Origin of the sequence: Comamonas sp. 7D-2 (assembly GCF_022749555.1) — a bacterium.
Classification (GTDB): domain Bacteria; phylum Pseudomonadota; class Gammaproteobacteria; order Burkholderiales; family Burkholderiaceae_C; genus Comamonas; species Comamonas thiooxydans.
The window spans coordinates 5,189,283-5,209,797 of record NZ_CP094238.1 but is presented as its reverse complement, the minus strand read 5'-3'; the positions used below and the strand labels follow the sequence as shown (position 1 = coordinate 5,209,797).

At 64.7% G+C, this 20,515-nt stretch carries 19 protein-coding genes; 5 read left to right on the top strand and 14 right to left on the bottom strand.

Annotated features, from left to right (window positions below; all coding sequences use genetic code 11):
* The first annotated feature begins 102 nt into the window (after positions 1-102).
* Positions 103-1,689: an aldehyde dehydrogenase (NADP(+)) gene (locus MPZ60_RS24000; protein WP_034350792.1), complete on the top strand. Its 1,587-nt coding sequence runs from the start codon at positions 103-105 to the stop codon at positions 1,687-1,689.
* A gap of 84 nt (positions 1,690-1,773) precedes the next feature.
* On the opposite strand, the gene corA is transcribed toward MPZ60_RS24000, so the two are convergent.
* The 4 genes from corA to tsaB form a co-directional block, all read right to left on the bottom strand.
* Positions 1,774-2,760, bottom strand: a complete 987-nt coding sequence (gene corA, locus MPZ60_RS23995) for a magnesium/cobalt transporter CorA (protein WP_034350790.1) — start codon at positions 2,758-2,760, stop codon at positions 1,774-1,776.
* A 212-nt stretch (positions 2,761-2,972) separates the two neighbouring features.
* A complete protein-coding gene (locus tag MPZ60_RS23990; protein ID WP_034350788.1) occupies positions 2,973-3,884 on the bottom strand; it encodes a uracil-DNA glycosylase family protein in 912 nt (303 codons plus the stop codon).
* The gene (gene rimI, locus MPZ60_RS23985; protein ID WP_034350786.1) at positions 3,875-4,387 is read right to left on the bottom strand and encodes a ribosomal protein S18-alanine N-acetyltransferase; all 513 of its coding nucleotides are present in this window, start codon (positions 4,385-4,387) and stop codon (positions 3,875-3,877) included. The genes MPZ60_RS23990 and rimI overlap by 10 nt, the downstream gene beginning before the upstream one ends.
* Positions 4,388-4,394: 7 nt before the next feature.
* The gene (gene tsaB, locus MPZ60_RS23980; RefSeq protein ID WP_034350783.1) at positions 4,395-5,111 is read right to left on the bottom strand and encodes a tRNA (adenosine(37)-N6)-threonylcarbamoyltransferase complex dimerization subunit type 1 TsaB; all 717 of its coding nucleotides are present in this window, start codon (positions 5,109-5,111) and stop codon (positions 4,395-4,397) included.
* A gap of 173 nt (positions 5,112-5,284) precedes the next feature.
* Between tsaB and dacB the strand changes: the two genes are divergently transcribed.
* From dacB to MPZ60_RS23965, 3 genes are all read left to right on the top strand, one after another.
* Positions 5,285-6,733, top strand: a complete 1,449-nt coding sequence (dacB, locus tag MPZ60_RS23975) for a D-alanyl-D-alanine carboxypeptidase/D-alanyl-D-alanine-endopeptidase (protein ID WP_034350781.1) — start codon at positions 5,285-5,287, stop codon at positions 6,731-6,733.
* 240 nt (positions 6,734-6,973) lie between these two features.
* Positions 6,974-8,149 carry an SGNH/GDSL hydrolase family protein gene (locus tag MPZ60_RS23970; protein ID WP_034351499.1) on the top strand — a complete coding sequence of 392 codons (1,176 nt, stop codon included), beginning with the start codon at positions 6,974-6,976 and terminating at the stop codon, positions 8,147-8,149.
* A gap of 35 nt (positions 8,150-8,184) precedes the next feature.
* A complete protein-coding gene (locus tag MPZ60_RS23965) occupies positions 8,185-8,856 on the top strand; it encodes an OmpW family protein (protein WP_034350779.1) in 672 nt (223 codons plus the stop codon).
* A 57-nt stretch (positions 8,857-8,913) separates the two neighbouring features.
* On the opposite strand, the gene MPZ60_RS23960 is transcribed toward MPZ60_RS23965, so the two are convergent.
* The 10 genes from MPZ60_RS23960 to MPZ60_RS23915 form a co-directional block, all read right to left on the bottom strand.
* Positions 8,914-10,080, bottom strand: a complete 1,167-nt coding sequence (locus MPZ60_RS23960) for an acyl-CoA dehydrogenase family protein (RefSeq protein ID WP_034350778.1) — start codon at positions 10,078-10,080, stop codon at positions 8,914-8,916.
* A gap of 36 nt (positions 10,081-10,116) precedes the next feature.
* Positions 10,117-10,998 carry a hypothetical protein gene (locus tag MPZ60_RS23955; RefSeq protein ID WP_034350774.1) on the bottom strand — a complete coding sequence of 294 codons (882 nt, stop codon included), beginning with the start codon at positions 10,996-10,998 and terminating at the stop codon, positions 10,117-10,119.
* Entirely contained in the window at positions 10,991-11,824 is an 834-nt protein-coding gene (locus MPZ60_RS23950; protein ID WP_034350771.1) for an ABC transporter permease, read from the bottom strand. The genes MPZ60_RS23955 and MPZ60_RS23950 overlap by 8 nt, the downstream gene beginning before the upstream one ends.
* Entirely contained in the window at positions 11,821-12,714 is an 894-nt protein-coding gene (locus MPZ60_RS23945) for an ABC transporter ATP-binding protein (RefSeq protein WP_034350769.1), read from the bottom strand. The genes MPZ60_RS23950 and MPZ60_RS23945 overlap by 4 nt, the downstream gene beginning before the upstream one ends.
* Positions 12,711-13,727 (bottom strand): ABC transporter substrate-binding protein, encoded by a 1,017-nt coding sequence (locus tag MPZ60_RS23940; RefSeq protein ID WP_012840209.1) that lies wholly within the window; start codon positions 13,725-13,727, stop codon positions 12,711-12,713. Before MPZ60_RS23940 ends, MPZ60_RS23945 begins: the two co-directional genes overlap by 4 nt.
* Positions 13,728-13,836: 109 nt before the next feature.
* The gene (locus tag MPZ60_RS23935) at positions 13,837-14,835 is read right to left on the bottom strand and encodes an L-threonylcarbamoyladenylate synthase (RefSeq protein WP_034350766.1); all 999 of its coding nucleotides are present in this window, start codon (positions 14,833-14,835) and stop codon (positions 13,837-13,839) included.
* 191 nt (positions 14,836-15,026) lie between these two features.
* Positions 15,027-16,193, bottom strand: a complete 1,167-nt coding sequence (locus tag MPZ60_RS23930; RefSeq protein ID WP_034350763.1) for a 5-(carboxyamino)imidazole ribonucleotide synthase — start codon at positions 16,191-16,193, stop codon at positions 15,027-15,029.
* Entirely contained in the window at positions 16,190-16,684 is a 495-nt protein-coding gene (gene purE / locus MPZ60_RS23925; RefSeq protein WP_034350760.1) for a 5-(carboxyamino)imidazole ribonucleotide mutase, read from the bottom strand. The genes MPZ60_RS23930 and purE overlap by 4 nt, the downstream gene beginning before the upstream one ends.
* A gap of 100 nt (positions 16,685-16,784) precedes the next feature.
* Complete coding sequence (locus MPZ60_RS23920) at positions 16,785-18,197, bottom strand: hypothetical protein (RefSeq protein ID WP_034350756.1); 1,413 nt, start codon at positions 18,195-18,197, stop codon at positions 16,785-16,787.
* Positions 18,194-19,171: an ABC transporter ATP-binding protein gene (locus tag MPZ60_RS23915; protein ID WP_034350752.1), complete on the bottom strand. Its 978-nt coding sequence runs from the start codon at positions 19,169-19,171 to the stop codon at positions 18,194-18,196. The genes MPZ60_RS23920 and MPZ60_RS23915 overlap by 4 nt, the downstream gene beginning before the upstream one ends.
* Before the next feature lie 319 nt (positions 19,172-19,490).
* On the opposite strand from MPZ60_RS23915, the gene trxA reads away from it, so the two are divergent.
* Entirely contained in the window at positions 19,491-20,441 is a 951-nt protein-coding gene (trxA, locus tag MPZ60_RS23910) for a thioredoxin (RefSeq protein ID WP_034350751.1), read from the top strand.
* Positions 20,442-20,515 lie beyond the last annotated feature (74 nt).

The following is a 20,515-nucleotide window of genomic DNA, read 5'->3' as shown; positions in this document are numbered from 1 at the left end:
CTCATATTCCTGACGAGATCGTGCGTTATCCAGGCGTTGCTTGCACTTCCTGGTCGGCTGGAGCTCTGCCATTCCGATCCATAAACACATTAGGAGACAAAGATGCAAATTACTGGCGAAATGCTTATCGGCGCGAGTTTGGTGCGCGGCACAGAAGGACAGCAGCAAGCGTTCGATCCCCGCATGGATCAATTCATCGCAACGCCCACGTTCGGTATGGGAGGGCAGGCCGAAGTGGACAGGGCTGCCCAGTTGGCGGCGCAGGCATTTGATCCCTACCGTCAGCTGTCGCTTGCCAAGCGTGCAGAATTTCTGGAGCTGATTGCCGACAACATCATGGCTTTGGGCGATGCCCTGATCGAGCGCGCCATGGCCGAAAGCGGCCTGCCGCTGGTGCGCCTGCAAGGCGAGCGTGGGCGCACGGTTGGACAGTTGCGGCTGTTTGCCAAGGTGGTGCGCGATGGCCGCTTTATGAGCCCCGCCATCGACCACGCACAGCCCGAGCGCACGCCGCTGCCACGTGCCGACCTGCGTCTGGCCAAGATGGCACTGGGCCCGGTGGCGGTGTTCGGTGCGAGCAATTTTCCGCTGGCGTTCTCGGTGGCAGGGGGCGATACGGCGTCGGCCTTGGCTGCCGGTGCCCCTGTGGTCGTCAAGGCCCACAGCGCCCATCTAGGCACTTCCGAAATGGTGGGTCGAGCGATTCAGAAAGCGGTCAGAGATTTGGGGTTGCCCGAAGGGGTGTTTTCCCTGCTGATGGGCGCCGGGCGCAAGCTGGGTGAAGCATTGGTAGCACATCCTGCCATCAAGGCCGTTGGCTTTACCGGATCTCGCCAGGGAGGGCTTGCGTTGATGCGCATCGCCAACGCACGCCCGGAACCCATTCCCGTCTACGCGGAGATGAGCAGCATCAACCCGGTGTTTCTGATGCCGGCTGCCCTGGCCGCGCGTGCAGAGTCGATAGGGCGCGGTTTTGCCGATTCGCTGACGATGGGGGCGGGGCAGTTCTGCACCAATCCTGGGATGGTGGTGGTCATTGGCGACCGCAATGTGCAGCGCTTCATCGATGCCGCAAGCCAGGCGCTTGCCACCAAGCCGGCCCAGACCATGCTGACGCCGGGCATTCACCAGGCCTTTGATGCCGGCGCTGTCAAGGTTGGTGGCGTGGAAGGTGTGGAGAAAGTTGCACAAGGGCAGCCTGCGGATGGGCTGCACAATGCTGCGCAGGCTGCGCTGTATGTGACGGATGTGCAGCGCCTGTTGTCATCGCCTGTGCTGCAGGAGGAGATGTTTGGCCCGGCCTCTATTGTCATTCGGGCCAGGAATTTCGATGAGGTTCTTGAACTGGCTGAGCAACTGGAGGGCCAACTGACAGTGACGCTGCAGATCGATCCCGCAGACTATGCCGACGCGCAGCGCCTCATCCCCGTGCTGGAGCGCAAGGCGGGACGCATCTTGGCCAATGGTTTTCCGACCGGAGTCGAGGTATGCCACGCCATGGTGCATGGAGGTCCTTTCCCATCCACGTCCAACGCTATGTTCACTTCTGTGGGCGCCAGCGCCATTGACCGCTTTCTGCGCCCGGTGTGCTATCAGGATTTGCCGGATGTGCTGCTCCCAGCGGCTGTACAGCAAGCGAACCCGCAGGGACTTGCCCGAGTGATCAATGGCGATTTAGTGGCGCGTTGACTGGTGGCAAGCGCGCTCTTCGGCTCCAAGGAGAGGGCGCTTGCCTGTGTCGATGTGTGAGCGACCAGCTGTGCCGGGAATGTGTTATTTCAACCAGCCGCGTTTGCGGAAGTACAGCATGGGGCCGACGGCGCTCAGAATCATCAGGGCGACCACGTAGCCGTAGCCGAATTCCCACTCCAGCTCGGGCATGAACTTGAAGTTCATGCCGTAGACGCTGGCAATCAGCGTGGGCGGCAGCAGAGCCACGCTGGCCACCGAGAAGATCTTGATGATCTTGTTCTGATTGATGTTGATGAAGCCGACCGTGGCGTCCATCAGGAAGTTGATCTTGTCGAACAGAAAGGCCGTGTGACTGTCCAGCGACTCGATGTCGCGCAGAATCTGGCGAGCCTCCTCAAACTGCTCGGCGTTGAGCATCTTGGAGCGCATCAGAAAGCTCACGGCGCGGCGCGTGTCCATGACGTTGCGGCGGATGCGGCCGTTCAAGTCTTCCTGGCGGGCAATGGCACCCAGCACTTCCTTGGCCATCTCGTCGGTCACATCGCCGGACAGCACCATCTTGCTGGCTTTTTCCAGGTCGTCGTAAATGCGCTCCAGCGTGTCGGCGGAGTACTCGGCATCGGCGTCAAACAGCTTGAGCAGAACGTCCTTGGCATCGTCGATCAAGCCGGGCGCACGGCGCGCTCGCATGCGCAGCAGGCGAAAGACAGGCACATCCTCGTCGTGGATGGAGAACAGCACGCCATGGCTGCGCAGCGCTGCGTTGTGCTGGTTGACGATGAAGGCCACGCGCACCGAGCGGGGGTCTTCGTCGTCGTCGATCAGAAAGTCGCTGCGGATATGCAGCTCGCCATTGTCTTCTTCGTAAAAACGCGCCGATTCCTCGATGTCGTCGTCCATCGCATCCTCAGGGATGGACAGCTCGTAGTGCTGCTTGATCCAGCGCTTTTCTTCGAGGGTTGGCGATTCCAGATCGACCCAGACGGGGCGAAAGCGTTCAAGGTCTGCCAGGGACTCGATCTCTTCCTGAACGAGTCGACCATTGGCTAGCGTAAAGATGTTGAGCATCAGCTCACTCCCGGTTGTTCTTGAGGTTCTGCAGGGATCAGGGCGCTTTCAACCCCCACAGTCTTCACCGGGAGCTGAAAGCTACCAACTAGGGTAGGTTTCCACGGATGTCTTTCAGTAATTCGAAGCCAGTGATTATGCTACGTTGCACTGCAGCATGTCGCGTGCGTCATAGTTGGGCAAGTGGGTAAGCGGGGCTTGTCGCCCGCCTGTCACAGCCCCTTGGTAAACGCGTCGGCCTGCACCAGATCGGCCCAGGCACCGGCCTTGGCCTGCGGCGCACGCAGCAGATAGTTGGGGTCGTAGGTCACCACCGTGGGCACGCCCGCAATGTGGTGCGGTTCGGCCCGCAGCCGGCCCAGCGCGTCATGGCGGCCCAGCACGGCGCGTGCACTGGCCAGGCCCAGAACCAGCACGCAGTCCGGGCGCAGTTCGCGCAGCAGAGTCTCCAGGGCGGGTTGCAGCGCCTGGGCATGGCTGAGGTCGGCATCGGGCGGCGCGCGGTGCAGTGCGGCGCTGAAGACGCGCGGTTTTTCCTGCAGTCCGAGGGCACGCAGCATATTGTCCAGCAGCTTGGCGGCATCACCCTGCAGCGCCGTCTGGGCGCTGTCGGCCGCAGGCCTTTGCGCCGGGCTCAGCAGGGGCGGGTTGGCGGCAGGCTCCAGCAGGATCAGCCAGCCGCCTTGCTCGGCGCTGTGCACATGCTGCGGCGCATGGGGGTAGACCAGCTGGGCCGGGCTGATGGTCCAGCCGAGGCCTGGCTCGCCTGCCGGGCCTGCGGCGGGTTGCTGCACAAACTGACGAGGCTCGTGCGCCCGGTGCCCGGACAGATTCTGGGGCGGTGGGCTGGCGGGCCTGGCGGTCTGGGCGGGCGGCTGGGCCGGTGTTGGCGCTGCCTCGGCCGCAGGTGCAGCGGCCTGAGCCACGGGCGGGCTTACGGGGGCGGGCGGCGTCATGCGCACCACCGGCGCTGTGACGGGCAGGGGCTCCGCGACCGGCAATGGTGCGGCTGCGACTGCAGTGACTGCAGCCACTGCTGCGGGTTCCACGGGGTCGGGCAGCCAGACGGTGATGCCCATGGCTTCCAGCATGGCCCGCTGGCGGGCGTCCAGGTTCAGGGCCATAGTTTCAGACTCATGAGCACCGCATGTTCGCGCGGGCCGTTGGGGTTGGGGTAGTAGTTCTTGCGCAGCCCGACTTCGGCAAAGCCATGCCTGAGATAGACCTCGCGGGCGCGGGCATTGCTTTCGCGCACTTCCAGCCAGATCCATTGGGCGTTCTGCTGCCGCGACCACAAAGCCAGCGCATCGAGCAGCACGCGCGCCCAGCCCTGACGCTGGCAGGCCGGGTTGACGGTGATATTGAGCAGATGCACCTCGTCCAGCGCCTGCATGGCGACAAAGTAGCCCAGCAGCTGGTGATCGGCATCGACCAGCAGCTGTATCTGGTAGCCGGCCACCATGGCATCCTGGAAGTTGCCGCGCGTCCAGGGGTGGACATAGGCTTGCTCCTCGATTGGGAGCAGGGTGTCAAGCCAGAGCGCGGACAGCGGCTCGAAATGCACCAGGGATGCCGCATCCTGGGTGCTGGCGTCGGCGGCGAGTGTGGAGCTGCTGGGCAAGGTCATTGGACGCTTATCGGGAGGCGATGCCGGTTGCATCGGGTGTGAGGGCTGCGGCGGCCTTTTCGGCTTCGCGCTCGGCCGTGGTTTTTGCCACTTTATCTCGGATATAGCGCGGCAGCGCCTCTTCGGCAGGCACCGCGCAGCCTTTTGCCAACAGTGCCGGTGCCAGGCGCAGCATGGCCGTGGCCGTGGGCATGGCGTGCACATGGCGGGCAGTGGGCGCCAGCAGCTCGGGGTAGACGGGCTGGGCATTGCCCGCCACGGCATGGCCGGCTGCAGCCTGCAGAGCCTCGGGGGCGCAGAGACCGAAGTCCTCGGGCTCGATCCACTGGCCGTCCACATAGCAAAAGGCTGCGTGATAGACCTCGTGCATGCGTGCGTCGAGCACGGCCTCGACCTCGGTGCAGCCATGCAGATGACGGGCCTCTTCGGCCACGGTGAGCAGCGAGTCCACAGGCAGCACGGGCACCTTGGCGGCAAAGGCCAGGCCCTGGGTGATGGCGCAGGCCGTGCGCAGGCCCGTGAAGGAGCCGGGGCCGCGCCCGAAGGCAATGGCGTCCAGCTGCGCGAAACTCAGCCCCGCATCCTTCATGAGCTGGCGGATGGCCGGCAGCAACTGGGCCGACGACTGCTGCGCGCCCGGCCCGCTGTGCTGCCAGATGGCATCGCCACGCTGGACGGCAACAAACAAGGTATCGGTACTGGTGTCGATGGCGAGAAGATTCATGTTCGGCGGGGCGTCAGCCGCAGGCGGGCTGGAGCGCAATAAGGGCTGCACTGGGCTGCACTGGGCTGCAGGAGAGGGCAGCATAGCCCTGCATTATCGGACGCCCGGAGCCAGCTTGCCGCGGGCGCTGCCAATGCCCGGCATGGGCGCAGCCCGGCGTAGACTCTGGCCCCATGCTGCAGACCCCCTTCTTTCTTCGCAAGACCCTGAGCGCACTGGGCGCATCGTTGCTGGCGCTGCTGGCCCAGCCCGCGCTGGCGCAGTCCCTGCCTGCCGACACCCGCATTCCCGCCGCCGTGGACGCGGCGCTGCAACGCGCCAAGATTCCGCGCGATGCCGTATCGCTGCTGGTGATGAATGTGGATGGAAAATCGCCACCGAACCTGGCCTGGCGCACGCACCAGGCCATGAATCCGGCCTCGGTCATGAAGCTGGTCACCACCTATGCGGCGCTAGACCAGCTGGGCCCGGCCTATGTCTGGCGCACGCCCGTCTATCTGGGCGGCCCGGTGGTCGATGGCGCCTTGCGCGGCAATCTCTACATCCAGGGTCAGGGCGACCCCAAGCTGGTGCTGGAGCGCCTGTGGCTGATGCTGCGCCGCCTGCAAGGCATGGGCATCAAGGTCGTCGTGGGCGATATCGTGCTGGACCGCAGCGCCTTTCAGCTGCCCACGCATGATGCGGCGGTCTTCGACAACGAGCCCTGGCGGCCCTACAACGCCTCGCCCGATGCGCTGCTGATCAACTACAAGGCCGTGGCGTTGAATATTGCTCCTGATACAGGAGCTGGTATCGCTCGTATTCAATACGATCCACCAATGTTTGGCATGGAAAACCAGCAAACGGTTGCGCTGGCTGCTCCTACTTCTGATTGCGGCGACTGGCGCAGCAAAATGCAGCTGGACATGAACAATCCGCAGCGCATCGCCTTCAACGGCAGCTATCCGGCAAGCTGCGGCGACAAGAGCTGGTCCATCGCACCGGCGCAGCCCGAGCGCTTTGCGGCCAAGGCCATAGAAGGCATGTGGCGCGAGCTGGGCGGCAAGCTCACCGGAGCCGTACGCGACGGCAGCGTGCCCCAGGGCCTGCAGCCGGCCTTCCAGCTGGAGTCTCCGGCACTGTCCGAGGTGGTGCGCGACATTAACAAATACAGCAACAACATCATGGCCCAGCATGTGCTGCTCACCCTGGGCATGCAGCGCACCGGCGTGGCCAGCTTCGACTCCGCGCGCCAGTCGCTGGCACAGTGGTGGGCCGCGCGCTGGGGCAATTCCGAGCAGCCCGTGGTGGACAACGGCGCAGGCCTGAGCCGCAATGCCAGCATCACGGCCAACGGACTGGGGCAGATGCTGCAGAACGCCTGGGTCTCGCCCGTGATGCCCGAGTTCGTCTCCTCCATGCCCATCGTCGGCGTGGACGGCACGCTGCGGCGCAGCAAGAGCCGGTTTGCAGGCGCCGCCCACCTCAAGACCGGCAGCTTGCGCGACTCGGCCGCGCTGGCCGGCTATGTCGACGGTGCCAGCGGCCAGCGCTATGTGCTGGTGGCCATGGCCAACCATGCCAATGCGGCCGCGGCGCGCACGGCCTGGGATGCGCTGGTGGACTGGACGGCGGCCCAGTAGCCGCCCGGGGGCGGCCGCTCTATCCCTGCCCAATCACCGCCCTTTGCCCGCCTCGACAAACCGGACCCTGGTCCGGTTTTTTTGTTGCGTGACGGAACGATGACCAAGTTATTGGGCGTTGGATTTTTGTCCGACCATCGGTAATTGCCCGATAACCGCGCCTGGGTGACTGTCGCTAGGATGACGCTGATGAAAAAAAGCACGACCGTGCGATTCACAACACATCAGGAGAACATCATCTTGGCAAGCAAACTCAAACTCTTGGCGGCTGCAATGGCAACGGTAGGCCTGCTGGCGGCCTGCGGCGGTGGAGGCGGGGCCGATACCACCCCCAAGGCCAAGGTCACCTCGGTCAAGGTCATGGGCGACAGCCTCTCGGACAGCGGTACCTTCGGCTTCAAGTTCACGGTACAGGGCTCGGCGCCCACCGGGGCTGGCTCGACCATGATCTGGCCTGAGCGCATTGCCGACCAGTTCAGCCAGAGCTTGTGCGCCCACTTTCGTGCCGGTGACGAAAATCTCACGACTTATCAGGAAGTCGCCACCTGCACCAACTACGCAGTGGGTGGTGGCCGCGTGAACCCGCTGGATGCGCCGACATCGCCCAAGTCGGTTCTGGTGCAGATCCAGGCCGCATCCAAGGCTGGCTTCAGCGCCGATGATCTCGTCGTCATCGATGGCGGCGCCAACGATGCCGCCGACGTGATCGGGGCGCTGATTGCCGCAGCCAAGGGCAATTCGCAGCCGCTGAACGCCATGGTGGCCTGGCTGGATTCCAAGGCTCCGGGCACGTCCACGGCCCTGATGACCCAGGCCGGTGGCGATGCCTCCAAGTTTGCCGGCCTGGCGGCGGGTGCCTATCTGCAGACCCTGGCCAAGACTTTTGCCGGCTCCATTGCGCAGAATGTGGTCGCCAAGGGCGCCACGCGTGTGGCCGTGCTGAATGTTCCCGCCATTACCAAGACACCGCGCTTCCAGATGGTCCTGGCCAGCATTGCCAAGGCCGCAGGCGGCGGGGATCAGGGGGCTGCTGCGGCCGCCAAGCAGGAAGCGTCATTCGATGCCCTGGTACAGGTCTTCAACAACCAGCTGGCTGCCAGTCTGGCAGGCCAGTCCCAGGTGGTCCTGGTCGATTTCTACACCGAGTTCAAGAGCCAGATCAGCAACCCGGCCCAATACGACTTCGATAACGTGAAGGACCCGGTCTGCCCGATCACTGGCGTGGACGCAAGCGGCCTGCCCACCTATACCTTCCCCACCTGCACGGCGGCGGCCTTGAGTGCCACACCCGGCAAATCCAGCCCTGACTGGTGGCAGCACCATGTCTTTGCCGACAGTTTCCACCCCACGCCTTACGGCCATCAGCAAATGAGCCAGCTGGTTTCCCGCTCTCTGGCCCAGAAGGGCTGGCTGTAAATCCGTCCGCACCTCAATAACAAGGAGACAAAACCATGAAAATTTCTGTGCGGATCATTGCAGCCGCTGCTGCGCTGGCGGCCTGCGGTCTGGCCAGCGCCCAATCGGCCGGAAGCTGGATGGCGCGTGTGGGCGTGACCCATCTGTCGCCTGATGTGAGCAGCGGCAATCTGTCGGCGCCGTCCTTTCCCAACACCAAGGTCGACGCCGGCAGCAATACTCAGCTGGGCGGCGGCATCACCTATATGGTGACCGACAATCTGGCTCTGGACGTGCCTCTGGCCACGCCCTTCAAGCATGACCTGTCGGGAGCAGGCTCGATTGCCGGCGTGGGCAAGCTGGGCAGCACCAAGGCGATACCCGCGACGCTGATGCTGCAATACCGCTTCAACGAGGCCAAGGCCGCGTTCCGCCCCTATCTGGGAGTCGGTGTCACCTATGCCCATTTCTATGGCGAAAAGACCACGGCCACGCTCAACGGTCTGAGCGGCGGCACGCTGGCCAATCCGACCACGGCCGAGCTCGACGACAAGTTCGGCGCGCTGGCGCAGCTGGGCTTTGTCTACCAGTTCAACGAGCGCTGGTTTGTGGATGCCTCCTACTCCAAGAGCTTTCTGAAGACCAAGATCCATCTGTCTTCGGGCCAGAGCGTCAGCGTCAGGCTCAATCCCGATGTGTTTGCCATGGCCATAGGCTATCGCTTCTGAGTCGGCACGGTCGACACGAAAAATCCGGGCTGGTCCCGGATTTTTTTGTGTTGCGGCTCAGTTGTAGTGCTGGGCCGAGGGCTCTTCGCCATGCACGGCCCAGCGGCCCAGGGCCTGGAGCTTGTAGTCCAGCGGATCGTGCAGGGTATGGGTGCGCACATTGCGCCAGAAGCGGTCGAAGCCGAGATCGGCATGGGTGCCGCGCGAGCCCACCACATCGAACATTTCCTGGGTGGCGAACAGGGTGCAGCGATGCGCCATGACCTTGGCTTCGAAGACGGCGATGGCGACCTCGGCGCGTTCCGCTGCGCTCAGCGCAGGGCCGCGCTGCCAGGCTTTTTGCAGCAGCTCTGCGCCGTGGTCGGCCATCAGGGCTGCTCCCGAAATCTGGGCCTGCATCTCGCCCATGCGGCGCAGCAGATAGGGATCGTCGGTGGCGCGCTCCACCGCCGAGCCCAGCCAGGGGCGGCCATGCTCGCGCGCGTAGTCGCGTGCCTGCCGGCGTGCGCCCTGGGCCACGCCGACAAACAGATTGACCAGCACCAGCTGAGCCAGGCAATTGCGCAGCGTATGAAAGGCCGTGACTTCGGCATTCTCGTCGCGCATGACGGCGCTGGCGGGAAGCTGGACGCGATTGAACTGAACCGAGCCGCTGTCGGTCTGACGCTGGCCCATGGGGTTCCAGTCATCCTTGACGGCAATGCCGGGCGAGGCGGTTTCAAGCAGGCCCAGAACCGGCTGCGCATGGCCTGCCACGCTGGCCGATACCGTCAGGTAATGAGAGCCGCGCGTGCCCGAGCAAAAGCCTTTCAGACCGTCGAGCACATAGCCGCCGGCCAGCTCCGAGCTGCGGGGCAGGGCCTGCAGACGCGTGTCGCGCGGGTTCAGTGCATTGCCCCACCAGCCGTTTTCGTCGATGGTGCGGCGCAGCCAGAGGCGCTGCTGCTGGCGCGAGCCATAGATCAGCACGGTGGCGACCTGAAGCTGGTGAAACGCCAGCACATGGGCCAGGGCGCTGTCGACTGCGGCCAGGGCACGGACATGGCGGTAGATGTCGGGCCAGCTCAGCGCATCGCCGCCATGTTCGTGGGGGATGGCTAGGCGCAGCAGGCCGGCATCGCGCAGCAAGGCTTTTTCCGCTGCCGCATGGCCGCCCTGGCGGTCGCGTGCAACGGCAGTTTTTTCCAGGGCGCCGAGTACATCGTTGAAGTGACTGGAGAACATGGTGAAGAAGGTGGAGAGCGGAAAAGAGGCGGGAGGTCAGTGGCAGATAGCTCCGTCTTCCAGCAAGGAAGCTTCCAGCGCAATCGTGCTGACGCGGTTGTCCTGTGCACGTTGCTGCAGACCGCTGCGCTGCCATTGCTGGACGGCGTGCTGCAGCCAGCGGGTGGACTGCGCATCGGCCTTGGCCAGACGGATATGGGCCTGATCCGTGGTGCGAAATCGGTTGCCGAGGCGGGTGTAGAAGCGCCAGTTGTCCTGTTGCAGCAGGCGCGTGATGACCTCTGGCGACTCGGCCAGAACATGGCATTTGCCGGCCAGAAAATCGCTGACTGCATGAATGCTGGAGGGCGCGAAAAGAGGCTGCAGGCCCTGGGCCTGCAAGGTACTGGCAGAGGCCTGACCCGTGGCGACGCAGGCCGTGGGTCTGAGGGCGGCCTTCTGCGCCACATGCGGCAGCCAGGAGCTCCAGTGACCGGGGGCATGGCGGCTCCAGAGGGAGGCCTGCTGCTTGAGCACCAGCAGTTGCAGGCTCTGCGGCATATAGCTGCCGCCGGTCTGTCGATCAGCAGCGGATTGGCCGTCCTGCGGCGCCACGCCTTCGAGCACCAGGTCTGCATCGCTTGCGGGGGTGATTTTGACGCTGGTGCCCAGTTGCCGGCCCAGCCAGTCCGCCAGCGCCAGGTCATAGGCATCGGGCTCTGGCGGCAAGGCTTCGCCGGGCAGGGCAGGGCGCGCATAGCTGCGCAGGGCCACATGCAGCACGCCATTGCGCCGAGCCTGCTGCAGCACCGGGCCTGCAGCCTCGATGTCGCCGAGCTGCGGCAGGGCGGGCCAGAGCACGCCAGCGCCGGCGGCAGCGGCCGCCAGCGCGGTGCCGGCCAGGACCAAACGCCGCCAGGATTGCGTGGCGCTACTCATGAAATTCCAGCCCGCTGCGCCAGCGCGTCAGGCGCTTTTCGAGCAAGGCCAGCCCATAGTTGAGTGCCAGGCCCAGAATGGCCAGCAGCACGATGCCGGCGTACATGCTGGGGATCTGGAAGATTTCCTGGGAGTTCAGCGTGAGAAAGCCCAGGCCTGCATGCGAGCCGATCATCTCGGCAGCGACCAGCGCGGTGATCGAATAGGCACCCGCCAGTCGGATGCCGGTGAAGATGGACGGTGCCGCCGCCGGCAGGATGACCTTGAAGAAGATGAAGCCGTGCGAGGCCGCCATGGACAGCGCCGAATGAATCAGCAGCTTCTCTACCTGCTTGACGCCGCTGATGGTGTTGAGCAACACCGGCCAGAAGGCCGCCCAGAAGATGATGGCGATCTTGGACGCCTCGCCGATGCCGAAGAACAGCAGAAAGACCGGAAACAGCGCCAGGGCAGAAACCTGACGGAACAGCTGAAGCAAGGGGTCGACAAAGGCTTCGAAGCGGCGCACCACGCCCATCAGCAGGCCCAGCGCCACGCCTGCCACGACGGCCAGAATCAGGCCTGCCAGCGAGCGTTGCAGGCTGGCCGCCACATGCTTGCCCAGCTGGCCGGTCTGCGCCAGCTGGACGATGGCTGCCAGGACCGCGGATGGCGGGCTGAGAAAGGCCGAATTGACCAGACCAGCGCGCGGCAGGAATTCCCAGATGGCAAAGAACAGCAGCACGCAGGCTGAGCGCTCCAGCCATTGGAGCCCGAGTTGCCAGGAGGAAAGCAGTGACACCGGCTTGGCGGGGCGCCGGGATGGGGATGCGGCCAGTTGGCTCATATGGCAAATCCTCGCAAGGCCAGGCTGAAATCAGGGGCGGTGGGCAGCAGCGGTGCCAGCGGTTGCTGGCGGTGGCCGCTGGCAAAGGCGACTTCGTCGCGCAGCACATCCCAGGCCTGTTCGCGCAGCTGCACAAAGGCCGGGGCATGGCGTATCTCGGCGGGGCGCGGACGCGGCAGCGCTATTTCCAGCACGGATTTGATGCGACCGGGTCGGTGCGTCATGACGGCGATGCGATCCGACAGATAGATGGCTTCATCGAGGCTGTGGGTGATGAAGACGATGGTGGTCTTGTGCTGCTCCCAGATGCGCAGCAGCTCGGACTGCAGGATTTCGCGTGTCTGGGCATCCAGGGCGGCAAACGGTTCGTCCATCAGCAGCAGACTGGGCGAATAGGCCAGGGAGCGGGCGATGGCCACGCGCTGACGCATCCCGCCCGAGAGTTCGTGCGGGTAGCGCTGGCCGAAGCCGGCCAGGCCCACCAGGTGCAAAAACTGCTCGGCAGTCTCCCGGCGCTCGCGTTTGGGAATCTTGCGGATCTCCAGCCCGACCTCGATGTTCTGAAGCACGGTACGCCACGGAAACAGCGCATAGCCCTGGAACACCACGCCCTGCTCGCGGTTGATGCCGCTGGCCGGCTGGCCGTCGATGCTGATGCTGCCGCCGCTCTTGCGCGCCAGCCCGGCCAGCACATTGAGAAACGTGGACTTGCCGCAGCCCGAGGGCCCGAGGAGAGTGAAGAACTCGCCTTCACGGATGTCGAGATTGAAGTCCTGCAGGGCAGCGATCTGCTGCTTGCGGCCGCGCTCGTCGGCAATGGCGAAATCCATGCGCACATCGCGTGCCCGGATCTTGATGGCGGAGCCGGAGTCGTCCAGGGCCGTGCTCATGTCGCAGCTCCCTTGGCAAAGGGGTTGAACTCGTTGGTGTACACATCCTTGACGGCCACCTTGCCCGGCTGCAGCTTGCCTTCACGCTCCAGCACGTCGATGTAGTACTGGATGGGCGGCTCGGTGATGATCTGGTCGTCCACATAGGCATAGCGTTCCACATGCTTGAGCTCCATGCCCAGGCGCTCGGCCGTGTAGCGGCGCGCTTCGTCGGTGTTGGCGTTGACCCAGTTGCCTGCCTTGGCGATGGCGGTGACCACATCGCGCACGGCCTGCGGGTTCTCGCGCGCAAACTTGCCGTTGACGCTATAGGGCGCCATGCCGCCCAGGCCGCGGTCCAGGTCGTAGTCGGTCCACAGGCGCTGCAACTCGGGGTTGGCCTCGGCACCGCCGGAATGGGGTGGGTGGATGATGGCCAGATCCACATTGCGGCCGATCACGGCCTGCTCGCCCTGGTTGTCGGGAACGACCAGGAAGTTGATCTTGTTGACATCGGCGCCGTGCTCGCGGAAATAGGTCTTGGAGACAAACTCGGCGCAGGCGCCGAAGCTGTTGAAGCCTATGGTCTTGCCTTCCAGATCCCTGGGCGTGCGAATGCCCGAATCCTTGCGCACGAAGTACTTCATATGCGGTGCCTCCTGCAGCGTCTTGCTGCCGGCGGCAATCACCTTCATGTCGGCCCCGGCCGCAATGGCCGAAATCACCAGCGGCACCATGCGCGAGCCGAAATGGATGTCGCCCGTGCCGACCAGCGGAATGATCTGAGGGGCGGCAATCTTGCCCACGTAGTTGGGGCGGGTGGAGGTCCCGTCGAAGTAGCCCAGTCTGTCGGCCAGATAGATCAGGTCGAAAGAGGGGTTGTCGGGGTAGTTGAAGGGAACGACCTTGCCGTTTTGTGCCGTGCGGCTCGTTTCGCTGCTGGCCTGGTTGTCGGAGCGCGAGCAAGCCGCCAAGCCCAGGGATGCAGCACTGATGGACAGAAGCTTGCCAAGCGCGTCGCGACGGGTTCCCATGGTTCTAACCTTTGAAGTTGCTTTGAAGCAAGCAAGGTTAGAGAAGGCGTCTAATAAAGAAAACGAATAAAAATTTGTATCTTTACTTGAAAATCAGCTAAGCGACCGCTCAGCCCGCAGCCGCCGCACGTTGCAGGCGGTCGCGCACGCCTTCCCAGTCGGCGGTGTCGGGCGGGGTTTCGATCCAGATCAGCTTGGCGCCCCAGTCGTCGAAATTGCGCAGCATGCCGAACAGCTCGCGGGCCACGTCGCGCGGCTCGTCGGACATGCGGCGCAGCAGCAACTGGGCGGTGGTGACATTGAGGGGGCTGCGGTGATAGATGGCAATATTCCTGCCATCCTTGCCCAGGATGTCCAGTGCCGATTGCAGCTGCCTGGCATCCATGAGCCGCACCTTGGCGTTGGGCGCGTAGTGCGCCAAAAGCGTTCCTGATGCACGCGGGGTATCCGCAGTCAGCTCTTCTTTCGAGAGCGGTCGCAGGCCGCAGGCACGCGCTATATCGTCACGCGTGATGGCGCCGGGGCGCAGCAGCACGGGCACGCCCCGCGTGCAGTCGACGATGGTCGATTCAATGCCCACTTCGCAGGCGCCGCCATCGAGCACCAGCAGTTCTTCGCCAAACTCGGTGGCCACATGCTCGGCCGTCGTGGGGCTGACGCGGCCGAACTTGTTGGCGCTGGGGGCCGAGACGCCCCAGACCGGCGGATCGAGCTGCTGGCAGGCCTGCAGCACCGCATGGGCCACGGGGTGGGAGGGGCAGCGCAGGCCCACGCTGTCCTGACCGCCGGTCGATGCCTTGGCGGCATGCGGCAGGCGCGGCAGGATCAGGGTCAGCGGGCCGGGCCAGAACGCGTCGATCAACTGCTGGGCAAAGACCGGAACTTCCTTGGCATAGCGCGTGATGGCGGCGGCGTCGGCCACATGCACGATCAGCGGATGGTTGGCCGGGCGGCCCTTGGCGGCAAAGATCTGCGCCACGGCCGCATCGTTGTCGCTGTCCGCGGCCAGACCGTAGACCGTCTCGGTGGGCAGGCCCAGCAGCCGGCCTTGCTGCAGCGCAGCAGCAGCGGCTTGCACCGAGGCTTCCAGCGTTCCATCCAAGATCATTTCAATTCCTCTTTCATGCACTGCGCCGCCGTATGTGCGGTGCTTTTGCGCTTGCAGAGCATCAGCGAAGGACGCCAAGCAAGGGCCGCCCCGCAGCGAGGGCGTCGTCCCCCTCCCGCGTAGCGAGAGAGGGGCGCCCGGCTAGGGGGAAGCGGCGGGGCCGCCTAGGCAAAGCCGCTCAGGGGGTGTTATCAGAACGCAGCAATGCCGAGGATTTCAGCGGCCTTCAAAGCGGTTTCACGCGCTTTTTCGGGGCTTGCCGCGGTGATGTTCAAGTGGCCCATCTTGCGGGCTGGCTTGGCATCGACCTTGCCGTACAGGTGCAGGTGAGCACCGGGCAGGGCCAGGATCTGATCCCAGGCCGGAGCCTTGGCGGTTTCGCCGTCCTTGAACCACAGATCGCCCAGCAGGTTGAGCATGACGGTGGCGCTGTGCTGGCGCGGCTGCACCAGGGGCAGATTGGTCATGCAGCGCACTTGCAGCTCGAACTGCGACACATCCATCGCGTTCTGGCTGTAGTGGCCGCTGTTGTGCGGGCGCGGGGCGATCTCGTTGACCACCAGCTGGCCGTTGTCCAGCACAAAGAATTCCACGCAGAGCACGCCCACGTAATCGAGGCCGATAGCTACGGATTTCGCAGCGGCTACCGCTTGCTCTGCCTGTGCTGCAGGTACGTTGCCTTCGTAGACCTCGGTCACGGCCAGAATGCCGTCGCGGTGCAGATTGCGCTGCACGGGCAGGTTGACGATGTCGCCATTGCGGCCACGGGCCACGATGACCGAGCATTCGTGCGCCAGCGGCAGCATTTTTTCGAGCACGCAGGCCACCTGCTTGAGCTCGTCCCAGGCCTTGATCAGCTCGTCGCGGGTCTTGACGCGGATCTGACCCTTGCCGTCATAGCCCATTCGCGCGGTCTTGAGGATGCCGGGCAGCAGCGCGTCGTTGACGGCGGCCAGCTGCTCGGCCGTCTCGATCACGGCATAGGGGGCGCAGGGCACGCCGCACTTCACGAAGTGGGCTTTCTCGGCAGCGCGGTCCTGGGCGATCGCCACGGCAGAGCCGGCGGGCGATACGGGCAGGCTCTCGGCCAGCTTGTTCAGCGAGCCGGCAGGTACGTTTTCGAACTCGGTGGTCACGGCCGCGCAGAGTCTGGCCAGCTCGGCCAGGCCCTGAGGGTCTTCGTAGCCGGTGCGAACATGCTGGTGGCTCACCAGACCGGCGGGGCTGGTCTCGTCCTTGTCCAGCACGGCGGTGAAATAGCCCATGGCCTGTGCGGCATGGGCAAACATGCGGCCCAGCTGACCGCCGCCGAGTACTCCCAGCGTCGCGCCGGGCAGGATCACATCGGTGTTGCTCATGCGTTCACCGGCAGGGTCATATTGCGGGCGGCCTCGGTCTGCTCGACGCGGAAGGCTTCGAGCTTGGCGCGCAGCGCGGGGTCTTCGTTGGCCAGCAGGGCCACGGCAAACAGGGCCGCATTGGCAGCACCGGCATTGCCGATGGCAAAGGTGGCCACGGGCACGCCCTTGGGCATCTGCACGATGGAATGCAGCGAATCCACACCCTGCAGGTGACGGCTGGCCACGGGCACGCCCAGCACCGGCACGGTGGTCTTGGCGGCAATCATGCCGGGCAGGTGGGCAGCACCGCCGGCGCCGGCGATGATGGCCTTGAGGCCACGGTCGGCTGCGGCTTCGGCAAAGCGGAACATGTCGTCCGGCATGCGGTGGGCCGATACGACCTGCGCTTCAAAAGCGATACCGAATTGCTGGAGGATGGCAACTGCGTGTTGCATGGTGTCCCAGTCGCTGCTGGAACCCATGACCACGCCAACTTGGATGGGGTTCATGTTCTTCAGGGCGCTGCCGCCCGGCCTAGTGGAACCCCTGATTTTACGGTTTCGCCGCATTGCCGCCCGACTGTGGGGCATAGCCGTCCGGGTAAAGCAACTATGACTCCCGGATATGGGCCGCCGCGTTATCGCGCGCAAAGCCCAGCACGCGGTCCCTGAAGACATGGATGACCCAGGCCAGCGTGACCAGGATCTGCAGGCTCAGGGAAGCCCAGGGCACATAGCTGAGCCAGGCACCGGCTTGCTCTATGCCGTCCGGCGAGCTCATCCACATGGCCACCACGGGCTGAACAAACATGGCACCTGTATAGCCCCCCATGCCATAGGCCAGCAGCGGCGCGGCGATGTTGAGGATCAGCCAGGCGATGACAAACGAGGCCAGGGGGGACTTGAGCCTGCCCGCCAGCAGGGCGAAGCCGGTCAGCAGCAGGCAATCGCGCAGCAGATGCAGACACAGATAGAAAGTAAAGCTGTTGAGCTTGCCGCTGATGGCCGCCTCAAGGCTTTGGGGGGCGAACAGCAGCAGCAAGGCCATGGCAAAGCCCAGCAGCAGGCTGACCGGCCACAGCGGCAGCGCCTCCAGCGCTTCGCGCCAGCGCTGGCGGCTGGCCGACCATTGAACCTGGCGCCAGGCGCGCAGATGCTGGTCCATGTGCTGCAGGGCGACATAGGCGGTGCCGATCAGCGCGATCCAGGCTGTGCTGCTGAAAAATTCGGCAATGCCCAGATTGAGCGAGCCGGCTGCGAAAAATCCAGTCAGCGCCAGACCCAGAGGCCAGGCCCAGGGCAGGGTGCGTACATCGAGTCGGGTGCAAAGCTGGCGCCACAGGGCCAGCAGCCCCAGGCCCAACACCAGGGTGCCGGCCAGATAGGCAAGGCCCAGGCCGCCCACATTCAGGCCCCACCAGAACACCGGCTCGGCGTCGATGTCCACAATGCCCTTGTAGACATGGTCGATAAAGGGGCCGGGGGCGAAGAACAGGATCAGCAGAGGCAGCAGTGCCGCTCGCCGGCGATTGATGGGCCTGTCCCTCAGTCCCCAGCTCATGAGCACGGAATTCATGGCCCAGGTCTGCAGGCCCAGGCCCCAGATCACGGCCAGGCCAATCGTGTGTTGCAACTTCAGGGGCTCCAGCGCCCAGAAGTGGGTCACACCCGCCACGGCCAGCGCAAACCACAGCACATACAGCCAGGCAGGCAAGGTGGCGCCCAGCAGCTTGCCCCAGGCCATCTGCCAGGGCGTGAGCACGGACAGACGTTGCCAGTCCCAGGTGTTCTGGCTGGCTTCCTCGGCCAGGCTGCGCCCGGCCAGCACGCTGCCATAGATGATGGCGGCCAGATACAGGCCGGCAATGGCGGTCATGCTCAGCGTGCCGGGCAGACCCTTGGCAGAGGACAAGGCGAAGGGAAGGGCCAGGATGAGCAGGCTCAGGCCCAGGCTCCAGGCCAGCAGCGAGGGGCGCCAGTTCAGCCAGAGCTGGCGCTGGAATTCGGGATTGCGTTGGCTCATGCTTGCTCCTGACTTTCGGTATCGCGGGCCTGGGCAGTGCGGGCATAGCGGTCCTGCAGCCGCTCGCGCACCGGGTACAGCGCGGCGACGGGAATGCCGGCCTGCACCAGCTGGGCCAGCCATTGGGCACGTGCGCCGGCGGCGGCCGGCAGCCAGAGCTGGATCGGGCGGCGACCTGTGGTGTCGAAGTCCTGCACCGAGGTGCTCAGCAAGGCCTGACGCAGGCGGGCCTCAAGGCCTTCGCTCTGCTCCATGGCCACTTCCAGCGCATAGAGCTGGGGCTGCTGGCCGACAGCGGCGGGCTGGCCCGGGCCGTGGGCGTTCTGCAGCGCCTCATGGCTTTCGATGCGGCCGTCGCGGATGCTCAGGATATGGGTGCAGTACTCGTCCAGCTCGCTGAGGATGTGGCTGGAGACGATCAGCGTCATGCCCTGGGCCTGCAACTGGCGAAACAGCGTCGAGAGGCTGCTGCGCGCATCGGGATCGAGGCCGCTGGCCGGCTCGTCGAGCAGCAGCACGCCGGGCTGGTGGACGATGGCCTGGCCGATCGCCACGCGCTGGCGCTGACCACGCGAGAGTTCGGTCGGGTGGCGGTGCAGCAGCTCCGTCAGGCCCAGCTGGGCGGCCACCTGCCGTACGCGGGCATCCACGTCACCGGGTGCAACGCCCATGGACAGGGCCGAGTACTGCAGGCAGCGCATCACGCTGAGCCGGTCGTACAGACCATAGAAGTCCGAGAGATAGCCCAGGTGGCGATGCACCTCGCGCGGCTGTTCCTCGACCGACAGGCCTTTGACACGGATATGGCCGGACAGCGGCTGCTCGAGGCCGGCGATGCAGCGCATCAGTGTGGATTTGCCAGCGCCGTTGGGGCCGACGAGTGCCGTCACGCTGCCTGCAGCGATGGACAGGCTCACGCCGTCGAGGGCGCGGTGGCCCGGATATTCAAACACCAGTTGTGAAACTTCAATCAAGTCTGCGCTCCTTGGTTCGCAAGCAATATAGCCCAGGGGCGAGCGCGGCTGCGGGGCGGTTACTCTTGAAACCGTAGCTGCTTGCGTATGCCGTTCATCGATTGTCGGCATAAACCACCTTGAATCGACCTTGAAACATGCGCAGGCTGCTCCCATCTGAGTAGCAAAGGCCCGGTCCGCTCTGGTCTATGGCTTGCGCTCGCGCATTTGCGTGGAGAATCGCAGCATCGCGCGGTGGACACTCTGCTGGAGTGGCCGGTTCGCAGACTTTTCAGCGCCGCTGCCCGCGTGGCAGCGCACAAGCAGCATTGGGAATCACATGATTGACGTCACCCTCGAGAATTTTGAAGCCGAAGTCGTAGCCGCCTCCATGGCCGTACCCGTGCTGGTGGACTTCTGGGCACCCTGGTGCGGCCCCTGCAAGACGCTGGGCCCGGTGCTCGAAAAGCTGGAAGTCGCCTATGAAGGCCGCTTCAAGCTGGTCAAGATCGATTCCGATCAGGAGCAGCAACTGGCCAGCATGTTCGGCATCCGCTCCATCCCGACCTGCGTGCTGATGATCGGCGGCAAGCCCGTGGATGGCTTCATGGGCGCCCAGCCCGAAGGCAAGCTGCGCGAGTTCCTGGACAAGCATCTGCCCTCCGAGGGCGAGCTGTCGGCCGAGGCTGACGCCGACGAAGCCCAGGCCCTGCTGGAGTCCGGCGACACCCAGGCCGCGCTGCAAAAGCTGGCCGATGTGCTGGCGGCCGACCCGGCCAACGACGATGCGCGCTTTGACTATGTGCGCCTGCTGATCGCCACCGGCAGCTTCGAGGAAGCTGCAGCCCTGCTGGCCGAGCCCGTCAAGCGCATTCCCCAGCCGCTGCGCTTCGAAGCGCTGAACCAGTGGCTCAAGGCGCTGGAATTTGCCGTGCAGGACGACAATGCCGATGTGGCCAAGTACGACGCCGCCATCGCCGCCAACAAGCGCGACTTTGACGCCCGCTTTGGCCGTGCGCGCGCGCTGCTGGCCCACAGCCAGTGGACCGATGCCATGGACGAGTTGCTGGAAATCATCATGCGCGACAAGACCTGGAACGAGCAGGCGGCGCGCAAGCTCATCGTCGGCGTGCTGGAGCTGCTGACCCCGCCCAAGCCCAAGAAGCAGGACGCCGTTCCCGGCAAGACCAGCGGCGGCATCGAGCTGCTGGGCAAGAACAGTGCCGAGCAGGACGAGGCGACGGCGCTGGTCAACAGCTATCGCCGCAAGCTGAGCATGGCGTTGAATTAAACCTCCCCCTGAGGCGCTTTGCCTGGGCTGACCCGCGCCTTCCCCCTGGCCGGGCGTCCCTCTCCTCTACGCGC